The organism is Bradyrhizobium sp. WSM1417 (assembly GCF_000515415.1).
Taxonomy (GTDB): domain Bacteria; phylum Pseudomonadota; class Alphaproteobacteria; order Rhizobiales; family Xanthobacteraceae; genus Bradyrhizobium.
In genome coordinates this window covers 3834410-3857059 of sequence record NZ_KI911783.1, presented here as the reverse complement: position 1 = coordinate 3857059, position 22650 = coordinate 3834410, and the positions used below count along the sequence as shown (strand labels likewise).

At 64.2% G+C, this 22650-nt stretch carries 23 protein-coding genes; 2 read left to right on the top strand and 21 right to left on the bottom strand.

Translation table 11 applies throughout. The annotated features are described in order from the left end of the window. Nucleotides 1-10 precede the first annotated feature (10 nt). The 5 genes from BRA1417_RS0118465 to BRA1417_RS0118445 all read right to left on the bottom strand — a co-directional run bounded on the left by BRA1417_RS0118465 (nucleotide 11) and on the right by BRA1417_RS0118445 (nucleotide 3656). Nucleotides 11-823 carry a CbbQ/NirQ/NorQ/GpvN family protein gene (locus tag BRA1417_RS0118465; RefSeq protein ID WP_027517046.1) on the bottom strand — a complete coding sequence of 271 codons (813 nt, stop codon included), beginning with the start codon at nucleotides 821-823 and terminating at the stop codon, nucleotides 11-13. A gap of 59 nt (nucleotides 824-882) precedes the next feature. Continuing rightward, entirely contained in the window at nucleotides 883-2229 is a 1347-nt protein-coding gene (locus tag BRA1417_RS0118460) for a cbb3-type cytochrome c oxidase subunit I (protein ID WP_027517045.1), read from the bottom strand. A 39-nt stretch (nucleotides 2230-2268) separates the two neighbouring features. Then, a complete protein-coding gene (locus BRA1417_RS0118455) occupies nucleotides 2269-2721 on the bottom strand; it encodes a cytochrome c (protein ID WP_027517044.1) in 453 nt (150 codons plus the stop codon). 96 nt (nucleotides 2722-2817) lie between these two features. Continuing rightward, nucleotides 2818-3078, bottom strand: a complete 261-nt coding sequence (locus BRA1417_RS0118450; protein ID WP_027517043.1) for a cytochrome C oxidase subunit IV family protein — start codon at nucleotides 3076-3078, stop codon at nucleotides 2818-2820. A 2-nt stretch (nucleotides 3079-3080) separates the two neighbouring features. Continuing rightward, a complete protein-coding gene (locus tag BRA1417_RS0118445; RefSeq protein WP_027517042.1) occupies nucleotides 3081-3656 on the bottom strand; it encodes a cytochrome c oxidase subunit 3 family protein in 576 nt (191 codons plus the stop codon). Between the two features lie 172 nt (nucleotides 3657-3828). Between BRA1417_RS0118445 and BRA1417_RS44835 the strand changes: the two genes are divergently transcribed. Then, nucleotides 3829-3984 carry a hypothetical protein gene (locus BRA1417_RS44835; RefSeq protein WP_198034840.1) on the top strand — a complete coding sequence of 52 codons (156 nt, stop codon included), beginning with the start codon at nucleotides 3829-3831 and terminating at the stop codon, nucleotides 3982-3984. A gap of 82 nt (nucleotides 3985-4066) precedes the next feature. On the opposite strand, the gene mmsB is transcribed toward BRA1417_RS44835, so the two are convergent. From mmsB to BRA1417_RS0118360, 16 genes are all read right to left on the bottom strand, one after another. After that, a complete protein-coding gene (mmsB, locus tag BRA1417_RS0118435) occupies nucleotides 4067-5257 on the bottom strand; it encodes a multiple monosaccharide ABC transporter permease (protein ID WP_027517041.1) in 1191 nt (396 codons plus the stop codon). Beyond that, a complete protein-coding gene (gene mmsA / locus BRA1417_RS0118430; protein ID WP_027517040.1) occupies nucleotides 5254-6831 on the bottom strand; it encodes a multiple monosaccharide ABC transporter ATP-binding protein in 1578 nt (525 codons plus the stop codon). The genes mmsB and mmsA overlap by 4 nt, the downstream gene beginning before the upstream one ends. A 181-nt stretch (nucleotides 6832-7012) precedes the next feature. Continuing rightward, complete coding sequence (gene chvE / locus BRA1417_RS0118425) at nucleotides 7013-8086, bottom strand: multiple monosaccharide ABC transporter substrate-binding protein (RefSeq protein WP_027517039.1); 1074 nt, start codon at nucleotides 8084-8086, stop codon at nucleotides 7013-7015. Nucleotides 8087-8159: 73 nt separating this feature from the next. Continuing rightward, on the bottom strand, nucleotides 8160-9038 hold the full coding sequence (locus BRA1417_RS0118420) for an SMP-30/gluconolactonase/LRE family protein (RefSeq protein WP_027517038.1): 879 nt from the start codon (nucleotides 9036-9038) through the stop codon (nucleotides 8160-8162). Further along, nucleotides 9038-10114: an aldose epimerase family protein gene (locus BRA1417_RS0118415; RefSeq protein ID WP_027517037.1), complete on the bottom strand. Its 1077-nt coding sequence runs from the start codon at nucleotides 10112-10114 to the stop codon at nucleotides 9038-9040. The genes BRA1417_RS0118420 and BRA1417_RS0118415 overlap by 1 nt, the downstream gene beginning before the upstream one ends. A 2-nt stretch (nucleotides 10115-10116) precedes the next feature. Next, nucleotides 10117-11043, bottom strand: a complete 927-nt coding sequence (locus tag BRA1417_RS0118410) for a Gfo/Idh/MocA family protein (protein WP_027517036.1) — start codon at nucleotides 11041-11043, stop codon at nucleotides 10117-10119. Next, entirely contained in the window at nucleotides 11040-11819 is a 780-nt protein-coding gene (locus tag BRA1417_RS0118405; RefSeq protein WP_027517035.1) for a FadR/GntR family transcriptional regulator, read from the bottom strand. Before BRA1417_RS0118405 ends, BRA1417_RS0118410 begins: the two co-directional genes overlap by 4 nt. Next, nucleotides 11816-12796, bottom strand: coding sequence for a galactofuranose ABC transporter, permease protein YjfF (gene yjfF, locus BRA1417_RS0118400; RefSeq protein WP_027517034.1), 981 nt, complete (start codon nucleotides 12794-12796; stop codon nucleotides 11816-11818). The genes BRA1417_RS0118405 and yjfF overlap by 4 nt, the downstream gene beginning before the upstream one ends. Next, nucleotides 12793-13785 carry an ABC transporter permease gene (locus BRA1417_RS0118395; protein ID WP_027517033.1) on the bottom strand — a complete coding sequence of 331 codons (993 nt, stop codon included), beginning with the start codon at nucleotides 13783-13785 and terminating at the stop codon, nucleotides 12793-12795. Before BRA1417_RS0118395 ends, yjfF begins: the two co-directional genes overlap by 4 nt. Continuing rightward, nucleotides 13782-15326, bottom strand: a complete 1545-nt coding sequence (locus BRA1417_RS0118390) for a sugar ABC transporter ATP-binding protein (RefSeq protein ID WP_027517032.1) — start codon at nucleotides 15324-15326, stop codon at nucleotides 13782-13784. The genes BRA1417_RS0118395 and BRA1417_RS0118390 overlap by 4 nt, the downstream gene beginning before the upstream one ends. Before the next feature lie 114 nt (nucleotides 15327-15440). Then, complete coding sequence (gene ytfQ, locus BRA1417_RS0118385) at nucleotides 15441-16406, bottom strand: galactofuranose ABC transporter, galactofuranose-binding protein YtfQ (RefSeq protein ID WP_027517031.1); 966 nt, start codon at nucleotides 16404-16406, stop codon at nucleotides 15441-15443. Nucleotides 16407-16814: 408 nt separating this feature from the next. Then, a complete protein-coding gene (locus BRA1417_RS0118380; RefSeq protein ID WP_027517030.1) occupies nucleotides 16815-17987 on the bottom strand; it encodes a fumarylacetoacetate hydrolase family protein in 1173 nt (390 codons plus the stop codon). Between the two features lie 111 nt (nucleotides 17988-18098). Continuing rightward, nucleotides 18099-19076 carry a HEAT repeat domain-containing protein gene (locus tag BRA1417_RS0118375; RefSeq protein ID WP_027517029.1) on the bottom strand — a complete coding sequence of 326 codons (978 nt, stop codon included), beginning with the start codon at nucleotides 19074-19076 and terminating at the stop codon, nucleotides 18099-18101. Nucleotides 19077-19078: 2 nt separating this feature from the next. After that, complete coding sequence (locus BRA1417_RS0118370; RefSeq protein ID WP_007593252.1) at nucleotides 19079-19312, bottom strand: ferredoxin family protein; 234 nt, start codon at nucleotides 19310-19312, stop codon at nucleotides 19079-19081. Nucleotides 19313-19341: 29 nt separating this feature from the next. Then, nucleotides 19342-21084, bottom strand: a complete 1743-nt coding sequence (locus BRA1417_RS0118365; protein WP_007608408.1) for a fumarate reductase/succinate dehydrogenase flavoprotein subunit — start codon at nucleotides 21082-21084, stop codon at nucleotides 19342-19344. Nucleotides 21085-21188: 104 nt separating this feature from the next. Beyond that, complete coding sequence (locus BRA1417_RS0118360) at nucleotides 21189-21962, bottom strand: ferredoxin--NADP reductase (RefSeq protein WP_027517028.1); 774 nt, start codon at nucleotides 21960-21962, stop codon at nucleotides 21189-21191. Between the two features lie 207 nt (nucleotides 21963-22169). Between BRA1417_RS0118360 and BRA1417_RS0118350 the strand changes: the two genes are divergently transcribed. After that, entirely contained in the window at nucleotides 22170-22466 is a 297-nt protein-coding gene (locus BRA1417_RS0118350; protein ID WP_027517027.1) for a gamma-butyrobetaine hydroxylase-like domain-containing protein, read from the top strand. Nucleotides 22467-22650: the final 184 nt, after the last annotated feature.

Here is a 22650-nt window from a genome sequence, read left to right as displayed (position 1 = left end):
GGAATCGGCCTCACCCAATCACGGCGCGCGTGACATCCAGCAGCGCCGCCTTGACGTCGGAATCGTCGGTCAGCGGCTCAATCATGCCGGCGAGCACGGCATCGGCGATCGAGACTCCCGCCGCAATCAAGGTCGCGCAATACACCACGAGCCGGGTCGAGACGCCCTCCTCCAGATCATGCCCCTTCAGCGCCCGCAGACGTCCGGCAAGCGCGACCAGCGGCCGTACGCGATCCGGCGACAGCCCGCTCTCGGCCGACACCACCGCAATCTCCTGCTCGGCCGGCAGGAAGCCGAACTCGATGGCGACGAAGCGTTGCCGCGTCGAGGGCTTCAGCGCCTTGAGCAGGGTCTGGTAACCGGGATTGTAGGAGACGACGAGCATGAAGCTCGCGGGAGCAACAAGCTCCTCGCCGGTTCGCTCCAGCGGCAGGATACGACGGTCGTCGGTGAGCGGATGCAGTACGACGGTGACGTCCTTGCGGGCTTCCACCACCTCGTCGAGATAGCAGATGCCGCCCTCGCGGACCGCGCGCGTCAATGGACCGTCGGTCCACACGGTGTCGCCGCCTCTCAGCAGATAGCGGCCCGTGAGATCGGCGGCGGTGAGATCATCGTGGCAGGCGACGGTGTGGAGCGGCAAGCCCAGCCGTGCCGCCATATGCGCGACGAAACGCGTCTTGCCGCAACCGGTCGGCCCTTTCAGCAGGACCGGAAGCTGGTGCCGCCAGGCATGCTCGAACAGCGCGCATTCGTTGCCGCTTGCGACATAGGCCGGTAGCGCGGGTTCAGGCGCGGCCAAGGCGTGAAGAGCTGCTTTCATGATCTCTCTCCGAAAATGTCTGAGGTGGCGGCCGCGGTGGAACGCGGCCGCCGTCATGCCTACTCGGCCGGCTGCAGCGCGGCCGAAATGGTCGCCTGCTTTTCGCGGCCGGGTACCAGCACGGCCCAGACGAACATCAGCGCGGAGATCGCGACGAACACACCGGAGCCGAGCCGCACCCAGTAGAAGAAGGCGAGCTGGTCCTGCACGTCCATGTAGCCCTGGCCGAGCACGCGCTGGAGATGGACCTGGACCACGCCGGCAAAGGTCAGCGCGAACGTCATGGTCATCATGGCCGTGCACATGATCCAGAAGCTCGTCATGCTGAGCCACTGGTTATAGGGCGCGCGTCCCTTGATCTGCGGGATGGCGTAAGCCATCACGGCAAGGTTGAGCATCACATAGGCGCCGAAGAAGGCGAGATGGCCGTGCGCAGCGGTGACCTGGGTGCCGTGGGTGTAGTAGTTCACCGAGGACAGCGTGTGCAGGAAACCCCAGACGCCGGCCCCCAGGAACGCCATCACCGAACAACCGACCGACCACAGCAGGGCGGCGCGGTTCGGATGCTTGCGGCCGGCCTTCCAGGTCATCTGCACCGTGAAGATCACCATCGTGAAGAACGGCGCGACCTCGAGCGTCGAGAACAGCGAGCCGATCCACTGCCAGTAGCCGGGCGCGCCGATCCAGTAGAAATGGTGGCCGGTGCCGAGAATTCCCGAGAACAGCGCGAGGCCGATGATGACGTAGAGCCACTTCTCGACCACCTCGCGATCGATGCCATTGAGCTTGATCATGAGATAGGCGAGCACGGAGGCCATGATCAGCTCCCAGACGCCCTCGACCCAGAGATGGACGACGTACCACCAGTACATCTTGTCGACCGCAAGGTTCGCCGGATTGTAGAAGGCGAACAGGAAGAAGATCGCGACGCCCCACAGGCCGAACAGCAGGATGTTGGTGACCGTGGTCTTGCGCCCCTTGAGCGCGGTCATGGTCACGTTGAACAGGAACATCAGGCAGACGACGACGATGCCGACCTTGATGATGAAGGGCTGCTCGAGGAACTCGCGGCCCTCGTGGTAGTGGAAGAGATAGCCCACCACCGCCACGCCCGCCGCGCCAAAAAACATCCAGAACTGGATCTTTGCGAGCAGTGGGCTGTACAGCTCGGTCTCGGTTTCCTCAGGCAGCAGGAAGTAGGTCGCGCCCATGAAGCCGATCAACGACCACACGATCAGCGCGTTGGTGTGGATCATCCTGACGATGTTGAACGGCAGCAGCACCGACAGCGTGTTGGGCAGGACGTAGATGGTCCCGGCGAGGAGGCCGAACAGGACCTGGGCCAGGAACAGGGTCAGCGCACCGTAGAAATACAGCATCGCGACTTTCTGGGTCTGATATTTCATCTCGGATTCTCTCTGTCTTGAAAGAGGAAAGCGGCGGGCTCAGCCGGCCTTGTTCGGCGGCCAATCCTGGCGCTTGATCGTGCTCACCCATTGCAGGAAATCGGCGAGATCGTTGAGCTCTTGGTCGGTGAGGTTGAATTGCGGCATCTGCCGCCGGCCCTCCGCGCCCGAGGGCTGCGACTGCATCCAGGCCTTCAGCGTCTCTCGCGCGCCGGCCGGGTCCTCCTTGCCGCCCCATCGATCCCAGACATTGCCGACTTCGGGCGCGAAATAGGCGCCTTCGCCGAGCAACGTGTGGCAGTTGATGCAGGAGTTCTTCTCCCATACATGCTTGCCGCGGGCGACCGACGACGTCAGCGTCGTCGCATCCGTCGAGGTCGTGGCCATATAGTAGTGGCTGTGCGCCGTCAGCCCGATGAAGATGGCGAAGAAAAAAGCCGAGCCGCCGTAGAAGACGTTTCGAGCGGCCGACTTGGTCAGGCGTTCAGCCATTGCCAATCCTTTCAATTGAGTCGCGTCGCATAAATCGGTGATGCGATTTATTGCCGATTGGCCCAGCCCGTTCTTTGTCAGGGCGCAAGGAGTGAGTCAGATCAGGGCGACGACGGCGGATGTGAGCCAGGCAAACAGCACCACGATGAGGATCCAGGCGCTGACGAGGCCGCGCCAGAGCGCAGGCGCCGCGCGAAGCTCGAGGAAGTCGAGTGCAATCCGGCGGCCCTTGACGGCGGCCAAGGCCAGCAGCAGGGCGTTGCCGAGCAGTGGCCGCGGCACCAGCGGCGGCACCAGGATGGTCGCGAGTGCGAGGCCGATCAGCGCAATCCAGGTGAAGTCCAGGCGATCCGGCATCGTCACCGCACCAGATAAAGAATCGGGAACATCACGATCCAGACCAGATCGACCATGTGCCAGAAGGCCGTTCCCGTCTCGACGCCGAACGCTTCAGCGCGGCGGCAGACCAATGCGAGGATGATGATGCCGAGGCAGACGTGCAGAAGATGGAAGCCGGTCAGGAGGAAGTAGAGTGTGAAGAACGGGCTGGTCTCGAGTCCAATACCGCGTCCGATCTCTTCGGCATATTCGGCGAGCTTGACCGCCACGAACAGGCCACCAAGTCCCATGGCTGTGAGGAGCCAGTATCGTGTCGCCCGCCTCTCGCTGGCCCGCGCGGCCTTCGTAGCCCGGGCCGCGGCCCAACCGCTCGTCATCAGCACGACAGTGTTCAATCCGGCGAGACCCGGATCGAGCGCCGCCTGCCCCGCGGCGAACACGGCGGGATGGATCGCGCGGGCGACCGTGAAGGTACCGAGAAAAAGACCGAAGGCGGCGAGCTCGCTGAAGATCAGCACCCAGATCATGGGATCGCCGGGAAGATCGTCCAGGATTCCCCAGCCCGCTCCCTGTGGTTCGCAATCGGCTGCCGACATCTGCTCTTCCGGATCAGGACACCGGCCAGACTTAGCTCAGCCGTGTCGATCCGAGTTTGTCGCCGGACAAACTTGGGCGGATGCCGGTCAATTTGTTTGCGCCGTCGCAACGTCCGGCCGGCCGGGTCGCGGTACCAAACGCCCCAGGTTCCATGGAGCTGCGAGCGATGACATGAGCGATGCACAAATCGGGCTGATGACCGCGACGCCCATCATCATCGTCTTCGCCATCGCGCTCCGGCGAATGGGCGTGCTATCGACCGTGGCCACCGTGTCGGCGGTGAGCATCTCCGTCGCGATCGCGGCGGTGCTGTTCACGACGCAGTAACGGCTGCCCCAGCCTGCATGGAGCAGAGCGGAAGCGGGTCAGTGGTCCCGTATTGCGATACATTCCATCCGGCTACACAGCCTCATCTCCGCTGATTATAAACGTCGATGCACACCGCCCCGAGCAGGACCAGGCCCTTGATGACCTGCTGATAGTCGATGCCGATGCCGAGGATGGACATGCCATTGTTCATCACGCCCATGATCATGGCACCGACCACGGCGCCGCCGACGCGGCCGACACCGCCATAGGCCGAGGCGCCGCCGATGAAGCAGGCCGCGATGACGTCGAGCTCGAAGCCGAGACCCGCCTTCGGCGTTGCGGTGTTGAGGCGCGCGGCGAAGACGAGGCCGGCGAGCGCGGCGAGCACGCCCATGTTGACGAAGGTGAGGAAGGTCAACCGTTCCGTCTTGATGCCCGACAGGCTTGCCGCTTTCGCATTGCCGCCGACGGCATAGACCTGCCGACCGATGACGGTGCGGCGGGTGACGAAGCCGTAGAGCGCGATCAGCGCGGTCATGATGACCAGCACGTTCGGCAGACCGCGATGCGAGGCGATCAGAAAGGTGAAATAGAGCACGGCGCAGGCCAGAAGAATGCTCTTGCCGAGGAAGAACGCGTAGGGCTCGACCTCGATGCCGTGCAGCTGCTCGCGCGAGCGCCCCTTGGCGCTGGCGTAGACGAGGCCGAGCGCGAGCACCGCACCGACCAGCATCGAGGTCGGATGCAGCGTGCCGGCCTCTGGCAGCATCTCCGGAATGAAGCCGGAGGACAGCTTCTGGAAGGTCGCCGGGAACGGTCCTAGCGACTGGCCCTGCAATACCGCAAGCGCAAGTCCTTTGAACACTAGCATGCCGGCCAGCGTCACGATGAAGGATGGGATCTTGAAATAGGCCACCCAATAGCCCTGCGCGGCGCCGATTGCCGCGCCCAGCAGCAGGCAGGCGATGAAGGCGAGCGTGTAGTCGACCTTGTAGGTCACCATCAGCACGGCGGCCACCGCGCCGACGAAGCCCGCGACCGAGCCGACCGAGAGGTCGATATGGCCGGTGACGATGACAAGCAGCATGCCCAGCGCCATGATGACGATGTAGCTGTTCTGAAGTACCAGATTGGTCAGGTTGAGCGGCTGCAGCAGCGTGCCGCCCGTCATGACCTGGAAGAACAGCATGATCGCGATCAGCGACATCAGCATGCCGTAGCTGCGCAAATTGTTCTTGATGAAGCTGCCGTGCCGGCCCTCCTCGGGCAGCGAAACCGTCTTGTCGGTCATGGCTGCGATCCTCCCATCTCCGCACCCGCAAGGGCGCTGCTTCCATAATTTCTGTCGTTGCGCATGATGGCGCGCATGATCTTTTCCTGCGTTGCGTCTGCGCCCTTGAACTCGCCGACGAAGGCGCCGTCGTTCATGACGCAGATGCGGTCGCAGATGCCGAGCAGCTCGGGCATCTCCGAGGAGATCACCACGACGCCGCGGCCGGCTTCCGCAAGCTCGTTGATGATACAGTAAATCTCGTATTTGGCACCGACGTCGATGCCCCGGGTCGGCTCGTCCAGGATCAACACCTTGGGGTCGGTCATCAGCCATTTCGACAGCACCACCTTCTGCTGGTTGCCACCGGAGAGCTGGCCGGTCTCCTGGTAGACGTCGGAGCAGCGGATGCGCATCCGGTTGCGGTAATCGCTGGCGACCTTCAGCTCGGCGATGTCGTCGATCACCCGGTTGGGGGCGACCTGGTCGAGGCTTGCCAGCGTGATGTTCTTGCGAACGTCGTCGGCGAGGATCAGGCCGAGTTGCTTGCGGTCCTCGGTGACATAGGCGAGGCCGGCGTCGATCGCAGCGGCGACGCTCGGCAGCGCGATCTCGCGGCCTTCGAGCCTGATACGGCCGCTAATATTGGTGCCCCAGGACCGTCCGAACAGGCTCATGGCGAATTCGGTACGCCCCGCCCCCATCAGCCCGGCAATGCCGACGACCTCGCCGCGCTTGACGCCGAAATTGACGTTCTTGATCACCTGCCGCTCGGGGTGGATGGGGTGATAGACCGACCAATTCTCGACGGTCAAGACCGGCTCGCCGATCTTCACGCTGCGCTCGGGAAAGCGATGGGCGAGATCGCGATTGACCATGCTGCGGATGATGCGGTCTTCCTGGATCGGCTCGGCGTGGCAATCAATGCTGTCGACGGTGCGGCCGTCGCGCAGCACGGTGATGTGGTCGGCGACCTTGGCGACCTCGTTGAGCTTGTGCGAGATCAGGATCGAGCCGATGCCCTGCGTGCGGAACGCCATCAGCCGCTCCAGCAGCGCGGCGCTGTCGGCCTCGTTGAGGCTCGCGGTCGGCTCGTCCAGGATCAGCATCCGCACCCGCTTGGACAGCGCCTTGGCGATCTCGACCAGCTGCTGCTTGCCGACGCCGAGATCGGTGATCAGCGTATCCGGCGATTCCTTCAGGCCGACCTGCGCGAGCAGGTCGCGCGTGCGCCGATACACCTCGTCGCGATCGATGACACCGAGCTTGGACGGCGGGTGCGACAGGAAAATGTTTTCGGCGATCGACATCAGCGGGATCAGCGCCAGCTCCTGATGGATGATGATGATGCCGAGCGCCTCGGAATCGTTGATGTCGCGGAAGCGGCGCTCCTCGCCATCGAAGATGATGGTGCCCTCGTAGCTGCCGGCCGGGTAGACGCCGCTGAGCACCTTCATCAGCGTGGACTTGCCGGCACCGTTCTCGCCGACGAGGGCGTGGATCTGCCCGGCTTCAACCGAGAAGTTGACATCGCGCAGCGCCTGCACGCCGGAAAAGCTCTTGCTGACGTTGCGCATCTCCAGCATCGCGGTCATGATTTCACGTCCCTCAATCAGTGTTAGATCACCTCTCCCTGCTCGCGGGGAGAGGTCGGATCGCATCGTTAGATGCGATCCGGGTGAGGGGGGGTCTCCGCGAAGGCAGCTGCCCGTTTGGAGAGAGCCCCTCACCCCAACCCTCTCCCCGCAAGAGCGGGGCGAGGGAGAATATCTGGCCTTACTGGAACTGCGACTTCTTGTAGTAGCCGCTCTCGACCAGGACCTTCTCCCAATTGTCCTTATAGACCACGACTGGCTTGAGCAGATAGGACGGCACGGTCTTGGCGCCGTTCTCGTAGGTCTTGGTGTCGTTGACGGTGACCTGCTTGCCGGCAAGCGCAGCGTCGACCATGTCGGCGGTCACCTTGGCGAGATCGCGGGTGTCCTTGAAGATGGTCGAATACTGATCGCCGCGCAGCATCGCCTTGATCGAGGGCACCTCGGCATCCTGGCCCGAGATGATAGGCATCGGCTGGCCGGCGCTTCCATAACCGACGCCCTTCAGCGAGGAGATGATGCCGATCGACAGGCCGTCATACGGCGACAGCACCGCGTTGACCTTCTTATTGCCGTAGTAGGCGCTGAGCAGATTGTCCATGCGGGCCTGCGCGGTGGCGCCGTCCCAGCGCAAGGTCGCGACCTTGTCCATGCCCATCTGCCCGGAGACGACGACGAGCTTGCCGCTGTCGATGTACGGCTTCAGCACACTCATCGCGCCGTTGTAGAAGAAGTAGGCGTTGTTGTCGTCGGGCGAGCCGCCGAACAGCTCGATGTTGAACGGACCCTTGCCATCCTTGAGGCCGAGGCCCTGCACGATCGACTCGGCCTGGAGCACGCCAACCTGGAAATTGTCGAAGGTCGCGTAGTAGTCGACGTTCGGCGTGCCGCGGATCAGGCGGTCATAGGCGATCACAATGATGCCTTTTGCTTTCGCCTGCTTGAGCACGTCAGAGAGCGTGGTGCCGTCGATCGCGGCGATCACCAGCGCTTTCGCGCCCTTGGTCACCATGTTCTCGACCTGCGAGAGCTGATTCGGAATGTCGTCTTCGGCATATTGCAGGTCGGTGTTGTAGCCGCGCTCCTTCAGCACCTTGACCATGTTGTTGCCATCGTCGATCCAGCGCGCCGACGATTTGGTCGGCATGGCAATGCCGACTGTTGCTTTGTCCTGGGCCGAGGCGGTGACGCCCGCGGCCATCGTCGCGGCGCCGGCCAGCGCCAGCGCGAGGAATGTCGTCTTCAGTTTCAACATGTTTCGCTCCCTTGGATGTCAGACTGTTTTTTCGTGTCTTCGAGAAGTTTGGTGGTGTTCGGCTTCGAGCCTCCTATGCGAGCTTGACGTCCGGCTCCGCGCGACCATGCGCGGAGGCCTCCAACAGGAAGGTGTAGCCGGCTTGCGGATCGGCGGCACGCGCCGCCGCATCCATGTCCTGCCAGGCCGAGGTGACGAGGAGACGCGACAGATCGGGGCCGACAAAAGCGGGACAGCTCGCCTGCTTTGCCGGCACGCTCATCGAGCGCAGCCGCTCGCCTTGCGGAGAGTAGAGGTCGATGCGGCTCGCGCCCCAGCAGGCATTCCAGATGTTTCCGTCGGCGTCGCACACCGAACCGTCGAGGCCGCCGATGCCGGTGTGGCGCAGCAGCACTTCCGGCTCGCCGCGCGGCAGGCCGGTCGCGGGATCGAGCGGCACCGCGTAGAGCACCGCGCGCGCAGTGTCGGCGAAGTAGCCCGTGGCGCCATCGGGCGAGAAGCAGATCGAATTGGGAATGCTGATGCGGGGAAACAGCATCGAGATCTCGCCGTGATGGAACGCGTAGATCGCGCCTGCTTCTGCTTCCGCCTTGCGGCCCATGGTGCCGATCCAGAACGTGCCGGAGGGATGCACGCGGGCATCGTTGGAGCGGGTCGTGGGATTGTCGGCTTCGAGCGGACAGCGCAGCGTCATCGCGCCGTCGGCAATTTTGCGAATATAGAGGCCGTCTTCCGCGACGATCAACTGCCGTTCGGCATCGATCCGCCCAAGTGCGCTCGCCATCCGGCCCAGCGCATGAACGCGAATGCTGCCGCTGCCGAGCTGCGCCTCGAACAGTCGCCCCTCCCGGATATCGAACCACCAGGCGGTGTCGGTGCTCACGTCATAGGTCGGTCCCTCGCCGAGATGGCACGGATCGTTCGAAAGAACCGAGGTCGGCACCTGTTCCATCATGACCTCCTCACCGCAAAGCGATAGACCGTATGATGTCGGTAGACCTCGCCGGGCGCTAGGCGCGGGCTCGGGAAATCCGGCCGGTTCGGTGCGTCCGGCCAGATATGCGGCTCCAGGCACATGGCGTCCGACTGCCGGTACAGCTTGCCGCCCTTGCCCGAAATCGTGCCGTCGAGATAATTGCCCGAATAGACCTGCAGACCGGGCTGATCAGTGAACAGCTCCATGATGCGCCCCGAGCGCGGCGCCTCCAGCCGCGCCGCGAGCGCAAGCTTGCCGTCACGCGCGAGACAGTAGGTGTGGTCGTAGCCCCTGCCGTTACGCAATTGCTGGTCGCTCTCGCGAATGCGCTCGCCGACGGCCTGCGGCTCGCGGAAGTCGAACGGCGTGCCGGCTACGCTGCGCGGCGGCTCGGGCAACGGAATGGCGGTGGGATCGATCGCGAGGAAATGCCCGGCGGCGACCATCAGCTTGTGATCGAGAATGGGCGTGCCTGATGTCGCGCCTTCCAGATTGAAGAAGCTGTGGTTGGTCAGGTTGACGATGGTCGGCCGGTCGGTCCGCGCCTCCATGTTCAGGGATAGCTCGGCCGGGCCGGTGACGCGATAGGTCAGGCGAACGTCGAGACGACCGGGATAGTTCTCTTCGCCGTGCGGACTGACATAGGACAGCGTGACCGCGGGCTCGGCGCCGTCGTCGATCTCCGCAATGTCCCAGAGCTTGCGATCAAAACCGTCCAGCCCGCCATGCAGCGCATTCGGACCGTTGTTGACGGGAAGCTGGACCGCCTCGCCGTCCAACGAAAATTGTCCGTTGGCGATGCGATTGGCGTAGCGGCCGACGGTGGCGCCGAAGAACTTTCGTTCAGCGAGATAGCCGGCGAACCCATCATGGCCGAGCACGACGTCGTCGTAGCCGCCTTTGGCGTCCGGCGCGATCAGCGCCTGGATCACCGCGCCATGGGTGATGATGCGCGCCTCGAACCCGCCCTCGCCGCGCAGCACGATGCGCTCGACCTCGCGGCCGTCCGGCAGCGTTCCGAAGACGTCTCTTTCCGTTTTCGATGCAGCCATGATCAATCCACAAACGGTTCGACGATCGTGCGCCTGCCGAGCAGGAAGGCGTCCGCAACGAGACGAAGCGGCGCCAAATCGACGTCGCTCGCGCCTGTCGCGGCGAGCGTGACGAAGCGCCGGTACAGCTCCCGATATTCCTCGTCGGGCGCCTCGGCAACGGTCTTGCCATTGATGGCCATGATCCGGCCGCCGCGGGATAGCGTCATCCGGCCCTGGTCGGTTTCCACGAGGATATCCCAGCTCTGCGGCCCGGTCTGGCGGAAATCGAACTCGGCGGCCACAGGCAGGCCGTCGATGTCGGTCAGCGTCAGCTTCGCGGCGATCGGCGCCTGGCAATTGGCGGGGAAGGCGAGCTCGGCTGCGGTGACGAACACCTGAGACGGCAGGATCCTGGTCAGGATCGACAGCGCATTGATGCCGGGATCGAACACCCCGAGCCCGCCCGGCTCCCAGATCCAGGCCTGCCCGGGATGCCAGACGCGGACGTCCTCCTTCCAACTGATATGGACGGAGGTGATCCGCCGCGCCGCGAGCCACTCGCGCGCCGGCTCGACCGCCGGCGCATGGCGCGAATGCCAGGTCGCGAACAACGTCCGTCTTGCCTCCCTCGCCATCGCGATCAGCGGATCGAGCTCGGCAACGCCGGCGCCGGGCGGCTTCTCCAGCATGACATGCTTGCCGGCCCTGAGCGCTGCGACGGCCTGGGCGCGGCGCACTTGAGGCGGCGTGCAGAGCGAGACCGCGTCGATCGGCGGACCTTTGTCCAGCAGCTCCTCGATGGTCGCGAAATGCGGCAGATCCGGCAGCGAGGCATTGCGGCTGGCGACGGCTGCCAGCGTCGCGCCGGGAACCGCTGCGATGGCGCCGACATGCTGATCCCGCGCGATCTTGCCGAAGCCGACGATGGCGATGCGAAGTTCAGTCACGATCTTTCTCCAGCTTCCGCGGACGGCAGCGCTTCGGCCGGTACAGTCTCGATCACTGTACCATCGTGGCGGCGCATGCCGTTGTGAATGACGTAGACCATCGCCTCCGAAGCAGTCGTGGCATCACCGGCCGCGATGGCATCGACGATCTTCTGATGCCAGAGCAGAACGGTGTCGCGGTCTTCCGGTTCGACCGGTGCGCTGAGCAGGAATGAGGCGCGCAGCGCAGCCTCGATGACGTGCCCGATCGAGCGCATGAACAGATTTCCGGAGGCGCGCGCCACACTGACATGAAGCGCGAGGTCGGCATCGGCGAAGCCGACGGAATCGGAAGCCTCAAGCCGCATCCGCTCCATGCAGCGACGCAGCTCGACGACGTCCTGCTCCGACCGCTGCGCCGCTGCCAGCGCGGCCGCACGCGGCTCGACCGCGAGGCGGATCTCGGCGAGGTCGTTGAGGAAGCGCTTGTCGATGCCGGCGTCGAGATGCCAGGCCAGCACATCGGCGTCGAACATGTTCCAGGCGACGCGCTCGCGCACGACGGTGCCGACGCGGGCCTTGGTGGTGAGCAGGCCCTTGGCGACCAGTGTCTTCACGCTCTCGCGCAGCACCGGCCGTGACACTCCGAACATCGCGATCATTTCGGCATCACCCGGCAGGCGCGTGCCTTCCGCATAGCGGCCGGCGATGATGTCGACGCCAATCGAGCGGGCCACCTCGGCGTGATTGGAGTGCGCCCGGCGCGTCGGAATGATGAGGATGCGCGAGGTGGTCATGATACTGCTCCCGCGCGCTTTGCCACAGGCCGGCGCGCGAGCGCGACCAATCCCTGTTGCAAGGCGATGAAGGCGAACAGCAGCACGCCGGTCGCGATCTTGGTCCACCAGCTCGACAGCGTCCCGTCGAAATTGATGTAGGTCTGAATCATGCCCTGGATCAGCACGCCGAGGAAGGTGCCGATCACCGAGCCCTGCCCACCCGTGAGCAGCGTGCCGCCGATCACGACGGCCGCGATGCTGTCGAGCTCGACGCCGACGGCGGAGAGCGAGTAGCCGGCGCTGGTGTAGAAGGAGAAGACGATGCCGGCGATGCCGGCGAGCAGGCTCGACAGCATGTAGATCTTCACCGTCATCCTGCCGACGGCGACGCCCATCAGGCTCGCGGTCGCCCGGCTGCCGCCGAGCGCATAGACATTCGCGCCGAACCGGGTGAGCTGCAGCAGCAATGCGCCGCCGATCACGATCGTAAGCATAATGATCGCGACCGCCGTGAGCCGCCCGCCGCCGGGTAGTCGCAGTGCGAAGTCCGACACGGTGGAATAGACCGGTGCTGTGATCGGCACCGATTCTGTCGAGAGCAGGAAGCTGGCACCCCGGGCCAAGAACATGCCGGCGAGCGTCACGATGAAAGGCGGCAAATCGAAGACATGGATCACCGCGCCCATCGCCGCGCCGAAGGCCGCTGAGAGCGCGAGAATGGCGACGAAGGCGACCAGGGGCGGCATTCCCCAGCGCTCGATCGCCAGCGCGACGAACACCGTGGTGAAGCCGATCACCGAGCCGACCGAGAGATCGATACCGCCGGAAATGATGACGAAGGTCATGCCGGTCGCGACGATGCCGAGGAAGGCGTTGTCGGTGAGGAGATTGCCGACCACGCGGGTGGAGGCGATGTTGGGAAACTGTATCGCGCAAAGCGCGAATCCCGCGACGAGCACGATCGCCGTGATGAGGACGGGCGGCAGGCCTTTCATGCCTTGGTCCTCCGCAGCCGCGCCGCGACACCGGCAAAGCCCGACAGCTTCGGCGATTGCAGCAGCAGCACCGCGAGCACCACCACCGCCTTGACCAGCAAATTGAACTCCGGCGGATAGCCCGACAGCAGAATGCCCGTGTTCATGGTCTGGATGATCAGCGCGCCGAGCACGGCCAGCACGAGACTGAAGCGGCCGCCGAACAGGGAGGTGCCGCCGATCACCACCGCGAGGATGGCATCGAGCTCGAGCCAGAGGCCGGCATTGTTGGCATCCGCGCCCATGATGTCGGCCGCCGCGATGACGCCGGCCAGCGCAGCGCAAACGCCGCACCAGACATAAACCGCCAAAATCATCGCGCGCGTGCCGACGCCGGCAAGCTCGCTCGCCCGCGCATTGCCGCCGGTTGCCTCGATCAGCAATCCGAGCGCCGAGCCGCGCACCACCGCGCCGGTGAGGATCAGCATGCCCAGCGCAATCGCGACCGGCACCGGCAGGCCGAGAATAGAGCCATTGCCGAGCCAGACCAGATCGGGCGAGGAGAAGGTTACGATGCGCCCCTCGGTGATGAGCTGCGCGATGCCGCGCCCCGCCACCATCAGGATCAAGGTCGCCACGATCGGCTGCATGCCGAGCACCGCGACGAGAAATCCGTTCCACAATCCGCAGATCAGGCCCGCGCCGAGCGCAGCCGCCAGCACCACGGCCAGACTGTAGTTGTCGGCGAGGCTCGCCGCGATCGCGCCCGAGATCGCCATCACCGCACCGACCGAGAGATCGATGCCGCGCGTCGCGATCACCAGCACCATGCCGAGCGAGAGCAGCGCCACTGGCGTGCCGCGGTTGAGCACGTCGATCAGGCTGCCGAACAGGCGGCCGTCCTGCAGCCGCAGATCGAAAAATTGCGGCGACACCACGCGGTCGATCGCGAGGATGACGATCAACGCGAGGATCTGGGCAAGGCCGCGGCGCGGCAGCAGCGCGGTCATGTGTGAGCCTCAAGCGCAACGGCGACGCTATCGGCGGCGATGGCGGCGAGAATGCTGCCGACGTCGATGGCCTCGCCGATGAGCTCCTCGACATGAGCGCGGTCGCGCAGCACCACCACGCGATCGGAATAGGTCACGATCTCGTCGAGCTCGGAGGAGATCACGAGCAGCGCGAGCCCGTCGTCGCAGAGCTCGCGGATCAGGCGGATGATCTCGGCGTGCGCGCCGACGTCGATGCCGCGTGTCGGCTCGTCCAGCACGAGCAGCCGTGGCGAGGTCGCAAGCCACCGTGCCAGCAGGACCTTCTGCTGATTGCCGCCGGACAGCAGGCCGACGGGACGCTCCGGATCGGCCGGACGGATGTCGAGCATCTTGACGTAACGGCTTGCGATCTCGTCCTGCTCGCGTCGCGACAGCGGCCGATGCAAACCGCGCTTGGCCTGGAGCGCGAGCACGATGTTCTCGCGGACGGTGAGCTCGGCGACGATGCCGTCGGTCTTGCGCTCCTCAGGGCAATAGCCAAAGCCGTGGCGCACGCCGTCGCGCGGCGAGTGAAGCCGGACAGGCGCGCCTTCCACCCTCGCCTGCCCGCCATCGGCGCGCTCGGCGCCGAACACCAGCCGCGCCGTCTCGGTCCGGCCCGAGCCGAGCAGGCCGGCGAGACCGACGACCTCGCCATGGCGCAGCTCGAGATTGAACGGCGCGACATAGCCGGCCTTGCCGTAACCCTCGAAGCTCGCACAGACTTCGCGGGCCTGATGCTCGCGCGTCGCGGCCCGCGCGCTGGTGGTCTCGGCCAGCTCGCGGCCGAGCATCATCCGGATCAGCTCGAGCCGCGACAGCGACGCGGTCTCGCGCTCGCCGACCAGGCGACCATTTCGCAAAACCGTGAGGCGATCGGAGATCTCGTAGACCTGGTCGAGGAAATGGCTGACGAAGACGATGCCAATCCCGCGCTTGGCAAGCTGACGCATGATGCGAAAGAGGATCTCGACCTCATGGCGATCCAGGCTCGCGGTCGGCTCGTCCAGGATCAGCACGCGGGCGGAGAGATCGACGGCGCGCGCGATCGCGGTGACATGCTGGATCGCCACCGAATAATTGCCAAGCGGCGCGGATGCGTCGATGTCGAGTCCGAAATCCGCGAGCAGCGACTTCGCGCGGCGTCGCATCTCGCCTTCGCGCACGATGCCGAAGCGCATCGGCTGCCGGTCGAGGAACAGGTTCTGCGCCACCGAGAGATTCGGCAGCAAATTGACCTCCTGGTAGACGGTGGCAATGCCGGCCTGAACCGCCGCCTTGGCCGAGCGCGGCGCGACCTCTTCGCCGCAGATCCTGACGATGCCAGCATCGCGCGGGAACACGCCCGTGATCACCTTGATCAGCGTGGACTTGCCGGCGCCGTTCTCACCGAGTAGCGCATGGATCTCGCCGGCGCGAAGCGTGAAGTCGACCTCCTGCAAGGCACGCACAGCACCAAAGCTCTTGCTGATCCCGCGCACCTGCAGCAGGGAAGGAGCAGGATCAAGGCTGTTCTCCATAACGACGTCACTCCCACCGGCGTCCGCTTATGCTGCGGACACCCAGCCTATTCATTCGCGCAGCGGATTCGAAGGGGGCCGGACCACAAGGAGTGGTCCGGCGAAGGGCTCGCCTCAGTAGCCGAGGCCCTTCTTGCTGTCGTATTCCTTCTGCGGATTGTCGGCAGCGGTGAGCAGCCTGGATTCAGTCTGGATCCATTTCGGCGGAACGGTGCCCTTCTCCTTGAACGCCGCGACGACATCGAAGGCCGGGCCCGCCATGTTCGGCGTCAGCTCGACCGTCGCATTGGCCTCGCCCGCAACCATCGCCTTGAAGATGTCGGGGACCGCGTCGATCGAGACCGTGAGAATGTCCTTGCCCGGCTTGAGGCCGGCCTCCTTCATTGCCTGAATCGCGCCGACCATCATGTCGTCGTTGTGGGCATAGACTGCACAGATGTTCTTGCCGCCGCCTTCCGCCTTGATGAAGCTCTCCATCACTTCCTTGCCCTTGGCGCGGGTGAAGTCGCCGGTCTGGCTGCGCACCACTTTCAGATTCGCATGCTTGGCAATGGCGGTGTCAAAACCCTTCTTGCGGTTGGCAGCGACACTCGCGCCGACCGTGCCCTGCAATTCGACGATGTTGCAGGCTTTACCGCCGACCGTCTTCGCCAGCCAATCGCCGGCGACTGCGCCTTCGTGCACGCTGTCTGACGTGACGGCGGTGAGGTAGAGCTCCTTGCCGGAGGGGTCGATGTCGCGGTCGAGCAGCACGACCGGGATCTTGGCCTCCTTGGCTTCCTTCAGCACCGAGTCCCAGCCGGTCGAGACAACGGGCGCGAGGAAGATCGCATCGACGTTCTGCGCGATGAAGGAGCGGATCGCCTTGATCTGGTTCTCCTGCTTCTGCTGCGCGTCGGCGATCTTGAGATTGACCTTGCGCTTGGTGGCCTCCTGCTTGGAGACCGAGGTCTCGGCCGCGCGCCAGCCGGATTCCGATCCGATCTGCGAGAAGCCGATGGTGAGTTCGGCGGCATTCGCCGGCAGCGCGAGCAGCAAGGCGGCCGTGGCGCTGGCCGCAAAGAGGGCTTTGAGGATCATCAGGCGTGTCTCCCAAAATGTTATCCGGGGCGCCGATTGGTAGCATCGCACCCACAGGCCGACCTTTGAGGCGGCGGGAGGGACTATTTCACGGAAGTTTGGTTCCGACTAGTCATATTATTTTACTATTGAGCGAGAAAACGCACGCGAGCGGCTGGGCGACTTCTATGACACGCGCAGCGCGATTTTGTTCCAGCGATGCAACGAGGAGATGAAGAAAATAATACGGGCTGTTGCGAGAGCGACGGTGCGCTCCCTCGCCCCGTTCTTACGGGGAGAGGGTTGGGGTGAGGGGCTCTCTCCGCTCAATCGGTGACAGACGGACTCGTGGAGAGTCCCCCTCACCCGAATTTGCGCTTTGCGCAAATTCGACCTCTCCCCGCAAGCGGGGCGAGGTGAAGGTCGGCGCTAAATCAGCTTCCGCTGCGCCAGATTCTTCATCAGCGCTCCGATGCCGAACGTCCAAGGCTCGCATTCGTCGCTGGTCCGCATGCGGTTGACGAGTTTACCGAGCTGGGGCGCCGAGATCGTCACGATGTCGTCGCGCTTGTGGGTGAACCCCTGTCCCGGCGCGTCGCGATCCTTGACCGGCGCGAACATGGTCCCGAGGAACAGCACGAAGCCATCTGGATATTGGTGCACCTTGCCGATGGTCTGCTCGACCAAATCGGTCGGATCGCGGCTGATCATGCTGATCGAGGAATGGCCGTCGAGGACGAAACCGTCCTGCCCCTTCACGTTCAGGCTGATGTCGAGCTTGCGGGCGTCATCGAGGGTAAAGCTGTCGTCGAACAGGCGCAGCAGCGGGCCGATGGAGCACGAGGCGTTGTTGTCTTTGGCCTTCGACAACAGCAGCGCCGAACGGCCCTCGAAGTCGCGCAGATTGACGTCATTGCCGAGCGCACCGCCGACGATCTTGCCGCGGCTCGAGACGAACAGCACCAGCTCCGGCTCGGGGTTGTTCCAGGTCGATTTCGGATGCAGCCCCGCATCCATGCCGGTACCGACCGACGACAAGGTCGGCGCCTTGGTGAAGACCTCGGCATCGGGGCCAATACCGACCTCGAGATACTGGCTCCAGGCGTTCTGGTCGATCAGCACCTGCTTCAGCTGCATCGCCTGGTCCGAGCCGGGCTTGAGCTTCGACAGATCGTCGCCGATCAGCCGGGTCACTTCCTTCCGGATCGCTTCGGCCGAGGATGGATTGCCCTTCGCCCGCTCCTCGATCACGCGCTCCAGCATCGAGATGGCGAAGGTCACCCCGGCCGCCTTCAGCGTCTGGAGATCGACGGGTGCAAGCAGCCACGGCTTCTTGGGGTCGCGACCATCGGGGGCCGTATTGGCCACGATCGCTTCGAGATCGCCGATGCGCTCGCCCTTGATCGCGGCAAGCGCCTTCGCCGGATTGTCTTCCTCGCAGAGTGCGCTGACGGTCGGGAATTTTGCGGTGACGTCGAACACACCATCGCCGCGCACGGCGACCACGGCCGGGCCATTCGCCTGCGGCAGCCAGACGCGGCCGACAAGCGTTCCCCGCGTGCCGTCCTCGGGGAGAAGGTCCTTAACCGTCAATGTCGTCATGGGCGCATCCTCGCTCTTTTCGGATCGACCTCGCTCGCGGAGGCCTATCACATTGGCGAAGACCAATAAACGTCTGGGACGGGAAGTCCAGCGCGGCTCCCCGCCGCGCTCCTATGCCCCCGCCCGCGCTTTTCGGGCCGCGATCTGCTGAAGCGCCCAGCGCGCGTTCTTGCGCACCTCGGGATCGGGATCGTCGGCGATGACGGCAAGGAACGCTTCGCCGTCGTGGTGGGCGATCTCGCCGAGCGCAGCAGCCGCCTCTTTCCGCAAATTGGCCTGCTCATGGTTGACGCAATTGCCAATCGGGCGAACCGCGCGCTCGATCTTCATCCGGCCAAGGCTGCGGATTGCCTTCAGACGCACCTGCCAGAATTCGTCACTGAGCGAAGCGATGAGCTGGTCGGCGGCGATCGAGCCATTGACGTTGAGGCCCAGCGTTTCCGCGGCCATCTCCCGCACCATCCAGTCCGAATCCTTCAACGCGCGCGTGATCATCTCGGCCGCGGGCTTCATCTGCGAGAAGGCGAGCGCGCTGACGGCGGCACGGCGCACATGCGCGTCGGGATCGTTGATCAGCGCGGTCAGCGCTGGAATCGACTCCTCCAGCTTGAGGAACCCGATCACGCCGATCGCCTGCACCCGCACGGCGGCGTCGGAATCCTGGAGCGCTTCCAGCGCCGGCTTCAGCGTGTCCTTGCAACGCAGCTCCTTCAGCGCACGCAACGCGCCCATGCGGACGAAGGCGTGGGCATGCTTGACCAGCGGCAGGATGATTTCGGCACAAGCCGGATCCTTGAACTCCGCCATGCTGTCGGCCGCGGCGGACGCAACGATTCTCTCAGGATCGACCAGCAGCTTGACCAGCGCGCTGGCGGCCTCCGGCCCGTCGAACTCGCCGAGCGCCATCGCGACCTGCTGGCGCACGCCGGAATCGGGATCGGCAACCATTTTGGCGAGATGGCCGACCGCGGCGGGATCGCCGGAATGGCCGAGCGCGATGATGGCGACGCGGCGCTCCCCTGGATCGGCGGCCTGGAGCCGCTCGTCGGCATCTTCGAGATCGTCGTAGGATTCGAACGGGCTCGACATGACTACCTCAGGAGATATGGAATGTTGACGGTGACGGCGCCGGTCGGGCAATCCGCCTCGCAGGGCATGCAGTACCAGCATTCGTCATAGGCCATGTAGGCCTTGTTGGTCATATCGCTGATCCGCAGCACGTCCAGCGGGCAGACGTCGACGCAAACGGTGCAGCCCTTGTCCGCGATGCATTTGGCGTCGTCGACGACCACCGGAACCGATGTCTGATAGGAAGCGAGAGGCATCGCATGTCTCCTGTTATTCGTGCGGCGGGTCAGGCTGTCGCGCGGATGCGCTGCTTGTCGTAGAGGTCCTTCTCATCGTCGGCGATCGGTACGATATAGGGCTCCACGGCACGCTTCTCGCTGGTCATCTTGCCGTCCTGCTTGCTGAGCAGCGTGTGGCAGAACCAGTTCTCGTTGTCCTTCTCCGGGAAATCCGTCCGCCAGTGATAGAGGCCCCAGCGGCTTTCCTCGCGGTAGAGCGAGGCATGCACGGCCATGTCCGCGCAATCCATGATCGACTGGACTTCGAGCGCGCGGAGCAGTTCGTGCGCATTGCGCGCGATCATGCGCTCCTGCATGTCTTCCCTCGCTTCAGCGAGCCGGCGCATGCCAAGCTCGTATTTGCGCGTGACTTTCGGCGGCTGGAGATAGTCATTGACGAGACGCCGGGTCTTGTACTCGATCTGGTTCGGCGGAATGCCGTCCTCGCGTTTGGTCGGCGCCATCACGCGGTCACGTTCGCTGGCGACATCGGCCGCGTCGAATTCCGCGAAGTCGTGATTGTCCGCGAATTCCATCGCGTCGATACCGGCGACTGAACCGTTGGTGAAGGCGCCGAGCATATAATTGTGCGGCACGCTCGCCATGTCGCCGGCGGCATAGAGGCCCGGCACGGTGGTGCGCGCGTTGTCGTCGACGAACACGCCTGACGCACTGTGACCGGAGCAGAAGCCGATCTCGGAGATATGCATCTCGATCGACTCGCTGCGGTAGTCGACCCCGCGCCCCTGCTGGAACAGGCCGCGTGTGGGACGCTCGACCTTGTGCAGCGTCGATTCGATCTCCGAGATGGTGTCGGGGTGAAGATGCTTGAGCTGGAGAAACACCGGGCCCTTGCCGGACAGCAGCTCGTTGTAGAATTCCAGCATCATCTGGCCGGACCAGTAATCGCATTCGATGAAGCGCGATCCCTCGTTGTTGGCGGTGAAGGCGCCGAAGGGACCGGCGACATAGGCGCAGGCCGGGCCGTTATAGTCCTTGATCAGCGGATTGATCTGGTAGCATTCGAGGTTCGCCAGTGCCGCACCGGCGTGATAGGCCATTGAATAGCCGTCACCGGAATTGGCCGCGTTCTCGTAGGTGCCGAACATGTAGCCGGAAGTCGGCAGGCCGAGACGGCCGGCGGCGCCCATGCACAGGATGACGGCCTTGGCCTTGATCACCAGCATCTCGGCGGTGCGGGTGTTGACGCTGATCGCGCCGGCAATGCGGCCGTCGGCGGATTTGAGCAGCCGCGTCGCCATGTAGCGGTTGGAGATCAGGATGCGGGCGCGGCGGAGCTGGCGATACAGCGCCTTCTTCACGGTCTCGCCGTTCGGCATCGGCAGCACGTAGGTGCCGATGTGGTGCACCTTCTTGACGGCGTAGTCGCCGTTCTCGTTCTTCAGGAAGCGAATGCCGAAACTGTCGAGTTCCTCGATGATCGAGTAGCAGTTTTGCGCGTATTTGTAGACCGCCTTCTGATCGACGATGCCGTCATTGGCGATGGTGATTTCCTTGGTGTACTGCTCCGGCGTCGCGTAGCCGGGAATGACGGCGTTGTTCAAGCCGTCCATGCCCATCGAGATCGCTCCGGAGCGCTTGACGTTGGCCTTCTCGAGCAGGACGACGTTGGCCTTCGGATTCTTTAGCTTCGCCTTCAACGCCGCCATCGGGCCGGCCGTGCCGCCGCCGATGACGAGCACGTCGCAGGAAACCTCCGAAAGTCCGTCGACGATCTGATCTAGTGACATCGCTTGCTCCTGGTCCGCCGGCAGATCCGGCGCCTTTGCATCAGATTTGTTCAGCAGGCGTCCCGGCGATAGCAATTAGTTGTCGCCGGGCTGCGATTTGCGCCTCAGCGCTCGACAAAGGCCTTTTCGATCACGAAATGGCCGGGCCGGCTGTGGTTGCCCTCGACAAAGCCACGTGCGGAAAACATCGCGGGAAGTTCCTCCAGCATCGCCGGGCTGCCGCACAGCATGATGCGGTCGGTCTCGATATCGAGGCCTGATAGACCGATGTCGTCGAAGAGCTGGTTCGACGCGATCAGGTCGGAGATGCGGCGCCGATTCCTGAACGGCTCGCGGGTAACGGTGGGATAGTAGACAAGCTTGTCACGGATCAGCGGCCCGAAGAACTCGTGATTGCGCAGGCCTTCGACCAGGTGCTCGCCATAGGAGAGCTCGGAGACCTGGCGGCAGCCATGGGCGAGCACGATGGTCTCGTAATTCTCGTAGACGTCGGGGTCCTTGATCAGGCTTGCGAACGGCGCGAGTCCCGTTCCGGTCGAGAGCAGCAGCAGGCGTTTGCCGGGAATGAGATTGCCGGTGATCAGCGTGCCCGTGGCCTTGCGGCCGACCAGGATGACGTCCCCCTCCCTGATCTTCTGAAGGCGCGAGGTCAGCGGGCCGTCCTGCACCTTGATCGAGAAGAACTCGAGCGCCTCCTCGTGATTGGCGCTCGCCATGCTGTAGGCCCGCAGCAACGGCTTGCCCTCGACTTCCAGCCCGATCATCGCGAACTGGCCGTTCTGGAAGCGGAAGCCCGGATCGCGCGTCGCGGTGAAGCTGAACAGGCTATCGGTCCAGTGCCTGACCGACAGAACCGTTTCCTTCTGAAATGTGCTCATTGTCTCTCCTGACCTCGATTGCGCACAAGGTTTCGGAGAGACAGGAATCCGGCAACGCCGAACTGAAATTCCCGGTCGATTAGTTTCACATTTCGTGGGCGATGATCGAACAGCAGGCAGCGAAGATCAGCGCCGCGCACCTGCGCCTGGCAATTAGTTGCTATCGCGGCAGCGCTGCGGAACGTAGAGAGGGGTCGGAGGCACGTCATGACCTTGGTGGCACCGACCGTGGCAGACTACGAAGCAAGCGCCGACCTCGCGACGCTCCGCGTCCGCACCGCTGAGGACGACACGCTGGACTTGCCGGCGGAAACGCTCCGCCTCTCCTGCAAATGCGCCCACTGCACCCGCGCCCGCTTCGACGGCCGCTTCCCCGAGCAGTTTCCAGGCATCGCGATCACCGAGATCGGCGATCTCGGTTACGGGCTCAACATCTCGTTTTCGGATGGGCATAATCGGGGGATTTACCCGAGGCCGTATTTGTTGAGCCTGGCGGGGCGGTAGGCACGACGCAGCCGTAGATTGGCACCACAGCGGCCACAAACTCCGCTGTCATTCCCCGTGAAAGCGGGGAATCCAGTACGCCGCGCCCTCACCATCTCCCACTGACGCCTCTGGAATACTGGATCGCCCGCTTTCGCGGACGATGACAGGGAGAACGCAGCCATCTGGCACGGACATTGCTCCT

What these genes read in the sequence shown, in the direction of transcription:
- BRA1417_RS0118395 (WP_027517033.1), bottom strand. Translation starts at nt 13,785, where the DNA reads ATGACCGCGCTGCTGCCGCGCCGCGGCCTTGCCCAGATCCTCGCGTTG.
- BRA1417_RS0118455 (WP_027517044.1), bottom strand. Translation starts at nt 2,721, where the DNA reads ATGGCTGAACGCCTGACCAAGTCGGCCGCTCGAAACGTCTTCTACGGC.
- BRA1417_RS0118465 (WP_027517046.1), bottom strand. Translation starts at nt 823, where the DNA reads ATGAAAGCAGCTCTTCACGCCTTGGCCGCGCCTGAACCCGCGCTACCG.
- mmsA (WP_027517040.1), bottom strand. Translation starts at nt 6,831, where the DNA reads ATGACCGCGATGCTGGAGATGCGCAACGTCAGCAAGAGCTTTTCCGGC.
- BRA1417_RS0118450 (WP_027517043.1), bottom strand. Translation starts at nt 3,078, where the DNA reads ATGCCGGATCGCCTGGACTTCACCTGGATTGCGCTGATCGGCCTCGCA.
- BRA1417_RS0118415 (WP_027517037.1), bottom strand. Translation starts at nt 10,114, where the DNA reads ATGGCTGCATCGAAAACGGAAAGAGACGTCTTCGGAACGCTGCCGGAC.
- BRA1417_RS0118460 (WP_027517045.1), bottom strand. Translation starts at nt 2,229, where the DNA reads ATGAAATATCAGACCCAGAAAGTCGCGATGCTGTATTTCTACGGTGCG.
- BRA1417_RS0118365 (WP_007608408.1), bottom strand. Translation starts at nt 21,084, where the DNA reads ATGTCACTAGATCAGATCGTCGACGGACTTTCGGAGGTTTCCTGCGAC.
- mmsB (WP_027517041.1), bottom strand. Translation starts at nt 5,257, where the DNA reads ATGACCGACAAGACGGTTTCGCTGCCCGAGGAGGGCCGGCACGGCAGC.
- chvE (WP_027517039.1), bottom strand. Translation starts at nt 8,086, where the DNA reads ATGTTGAAACTGAAGACGACATTCCTCGCGCTGGCGCTGGCCGGCGCC.
- BRA1417_RS0118420 (WP_027517038.1), bottom strand. Translation starts at nt 9,038, where the DNA reads ATGGAACAGGTGCCGACCTCGGTTCTTTCGAACGATCCGTGCCATCTC.
- ytfQ (WP_027517031.1), bottom strand. Translation starts at nt 16,406, where the DNA reads ATGATCCTCAAAGCCCTCTTTGCGGCCAGCGCCACGGCCGCCTTGCTG.
- BRA1417_RS0118390 (WP_027517032.1), bottom strand. Translation starts at nt 15,326, where the DNA reads ATGGAGAACAGCCTTGATCCTGCTCCTTCCCTGCTGCAGGTGCGCGGG.
- BRA1417_RS0118370 (WP_007593252.1), bottom strand. Translation starts at nt 19,312, where the DNA reads ATGCCTCTCGCTTCCTATCAGACATCGGTTCCGGTGGTCGTCGACGAC.
- BRA1417_RS44835 (WP_198034840.1), top strand. Translation starts at nt 3,829, where the DNA reads ATGAGCGATGCACAAATCGGGCTGATGACCGCGACGCCCATCATCATC.
- yjfF (WP_027517034.1), bottom strand. Translation starts at nt 12,796, where the DNA reads ATGAAAGGCCTGCCGCCCGTCCTCATCACGGCGATCGTGCTCGTCGCG.
- BRA1417_RS0118375 (WP_027517029.1), bottom strand. Translation starts at nt 19,076, where the DNA reads ATGTCGAGCCCGTTCGAATCCTACGACGATCTCGAAGATGCCGACGAG.
- BRA1417_RS0118360 (WP_027517028.1), bottom strand. Translation starts at nt 21,962, where the DNA reads ATGAGCACATTTCAGAAGGAAACGGTTCTGTCGGTCAGGCACTGGACC.
- BRA1417_RS0118380 (WP_027517030.1), bottom strand. Translation starts at nt 17,987, where the DNA reads ATGACGACATTGACGGTTAAGGACCTTCTCCCCGAGGACGGCACGCGG.
- BRA1417_RS0118350 (WP_027517027.1), top strand. Translation starts at nt 22,170, where the DNA reads ATGACCTTGGTGGCACCGACCGTGGCAGACTACGAAGCAAGCGCCGAC.
- BRA1417_RS0118445 (WP_027517042.1), bottom strand. Translation starts at nt 3,656, where the DNA reads ATGTCGGCAGCCGATTGCGAACCACAGGGAGCGGGCTGGGGAATCCTG.
- BRA1417_RS0118405 (WP_027517035.1), bottom strand. Translation starts at nt 11,819, where the DNA reads ATGACCACCTCGCGCATCCTCATCATTCCGACGCGCCGGGCGCACTCC.